A 2,838-nucleotide genomic window follows, 5' to 3' on the forward strand; every position below is an offset into this window, starting at 1 on the left:
CAATAGATCTGCCCCATGCCGAACGGATCGGCGAATGGCGGGTCTTCCGGCCCGGCGATGCCATCGGGGCCAAGGCCCGCTGACGCCTCAAGCTCCGCCACACTGGTCCGGTCGCGCGGATCGTAGAGCAGGGCAAAATCAGCAATGGAAAGAGCGAATTCTCGATAGTCGGGGTGGGAAGGGTTGTCACCCTGCATCCGCACGCGGCGCTTTGTGCCGTCCCAGACATCACCGCCCCAAGCGACGGAACCGAGCCGGTCGGCCTCGGGTATCGGCCCGACACAATCCGCGCCGTCGGGTGTGCAGATGGTGGCAAGCTCCATCTGCACCCCGACATCGCCAGTGGCGTCCGGTTGCTGCAACGAGCCGGGCGGAACCCCGACACCCGGCTCAATCACCAGCGCGGAATAGAAGCCATGCTGCTGAATCGAGGAAGGACCGAAATGGTCATGTGTGAAGACCGTTCGCAACGTCCGGTCACGCAATTGCGGATTGTCCGGATCGCCGTTCATCGTCAGGATCGGGTCGGCGAACCAGCGCTGCACGGTGGTCTGGAAACGATCCGGGTACTCGCTCCGTTTCAGCCGCCAGATGTCGTGGAACGCCGGTTCTGCCCCAACACACTCCCCGTCGTTCAGCGTGATCCCCCCGGCATCCTCCAGCGGCGTCACATTGCCGGCAGATGCGCAGCGGCGGGTGGCAAGCTCATCGGCGGCGAAGGTGCCGTCCTCGTAATTCCAGCCATTGCCGGACCCGTCGGATGAGGTCACGTCGAATTTCACCAGATGGATATGCTGGCCCACCGTGTCGGTCGGTGTCCGGACCTGGAAATCGTCCAGTTCCAGATCCTTCGGCAATTCGTTTGTGTGTCGGAATTCTATGCACTCACCCGACAGCGCACGGAAGAAGAACGGCTCCTCCGTGTCGCTGATCGTGGGAGAGATCGATTTCAGTTCGACCCCTGCCGCTTCCTTGAAGCGGTCGCTTTCAGCGCTCAGCACATTGATCCGCGCTTGCGGATCGTGCCAGCCCGCGCGGTTCACGATCATGTCGAGCTGGACGGCCGAAACCTCGTAACGACGGTACCCCACAAGCAACGGGTCGCGGAAATACGCCTCGTCGCCTTCAGTAGTCCGCATGAACGGATCCACCCCCGGCGTCACAGCGCGGGCTTCCGGCGCAGTGGCACCACAGGGATCGGCGAAGGGCGCGCCGGGTTTTGGCGCATTGCCGTTGACCGGCCAGGCGTTCTTCGGATTGGGTGCTGCCGATCCATCAGGCAACCGCGCATGGATTGTTGGATAAAGGCCGTTGACCGGTGCATCGGCAAGATCGGTCCCCGCCGCATCCGTCAACCTCAGTCCGGCGTTCAGCCCGTCGGCCCGGTAAAGCCGCCCGTTGAAATGGAACCCCATCGCCCCGCGTTCCAGCCTTGTGCCATCGTTTGGAAGGGTCTCGATCTTTGCTTCGGTCAGATGGGCGCTGAGGTCTCCAAGAGCGAACGCTTTGGCGACGATCTGATAGGTCAAGGCGGATCGCTCTTCCTCGGTCATAGCGTCGAAGGCGGCGGGTTCGAGATGATCGGAAATCGTGTCGGGCAGCGAAAAGCCAAGTTCCCGTCGCGATCCGTCTGTTACGACATGCCGCCCGATACCACCGTCGAGCCATTCCGCGCCAATGGTGCGACCGTCTACCTCGGCGACGATGCCCGTCGCACCTTCATCGGTGATTGCGCCGCCGTCGTAACCGCGCGCGATGTCAAGCGGGGCTTGCGGCGGGCGATGGCCCGACTGACCGGCGATATAGAAGGGATAACCGGGCATCGGTGTCTTGGCATCGGCCTTGAGCACCGGCGCATCGCCGGTGTCGTCAACATCGTCGGCCTCGGCATAGGTGGGCAGCAGGGGCAGCGGCTCACCCGGCAGGGGGATCAGCGCGGGCACGGGCGTGCCAATGGTCTGATCCGGATCGCCCTCCTCGGGCCCGATCCAAGCGCCGGTCAGCCGGTCAATCGATCCCGGACGGCTGTGGCCGCGTTGTTCGGCGGTCGGAAAGCGCGTGGACAGTTCGGCGGTCGGCTGGCCGTCGGGCAGCTTGCGGGTACCGTCCTCCAGAACATCATGCACGCGCCAGAGCGCCCACATTCCTTGCGCGAAATGCGGGTAGAGATGACAGTGAAAGATTGAATCCCCGATGGTTCGATTGCGATTGCCCGACCCTTGTGTATCCCACCAGCCGCGTTCGGCCCCATCAAGCCCGCGCAGGCCACCGTGATAGATATTGTAGGTAAAGCCCTGCTGCGGAGAGACCGTCTGGCTGTCGAGATACGACCCCCGGCTGGGATCGTTGCCAGCAAACCATTGATGCGCGTGCAGGTGGAAAACATGCGTTTCTTTCGGTCCAGCGTGAAAGTTGCGGAACACGACGGGGTCATTGAGGTAGGAATGATGGACGTTCGACGGATCGTCTGCATACCATTCCAGAAGGGCCGGGTCGCCATTGGCCCATGAGGCCAGGAAAAACTCCTCATACATGCATTCCGCGCATTCGGAGGCAGGCCCAAGCCCCTTGCGGTTTGCCAGCAAAAGCGACCCCATACCGGAGGCACCGTAATTGATGGCAAACCCGTCCTTGACCCCGGCAAGCTGGCCGAAATGTTCCAGCTCCTCGAAGTTGCGGGTGTAGAAAGTCTTCAGCTCATCATGAAAGAAGACCGAGAATTCGCGAAAGGCGTTAAAGCCTGGCTCATGTGACAAAGCAGGCCGGTCCACCGCATCGCCCCGGCAATCGTTGCGCGCAATGGTCGGGTCGCAATAGATGATCGCATTGAGGTCGGAA

1 pseudogene is annotated in these 2,838 nt (G+C 62.2%); it reads right to left on the bottom strand.

The window, feature by feature from the left end:
• Positions 1 to 2,838 (bottom strand): annotated as a pseudogene (locus tag WBB85_RS20725) (hypothetical protein); the annotation flags it as partial.

The sequence above is a fragment of the Albidovulum sp. genome (assembly GCF_049646345.1).
Lineage (GTDB): Bacteria > Pseudomonadota > Alphaproteobacteria > Rhodobacterales > Rhodobacteraceae > Albidovulum.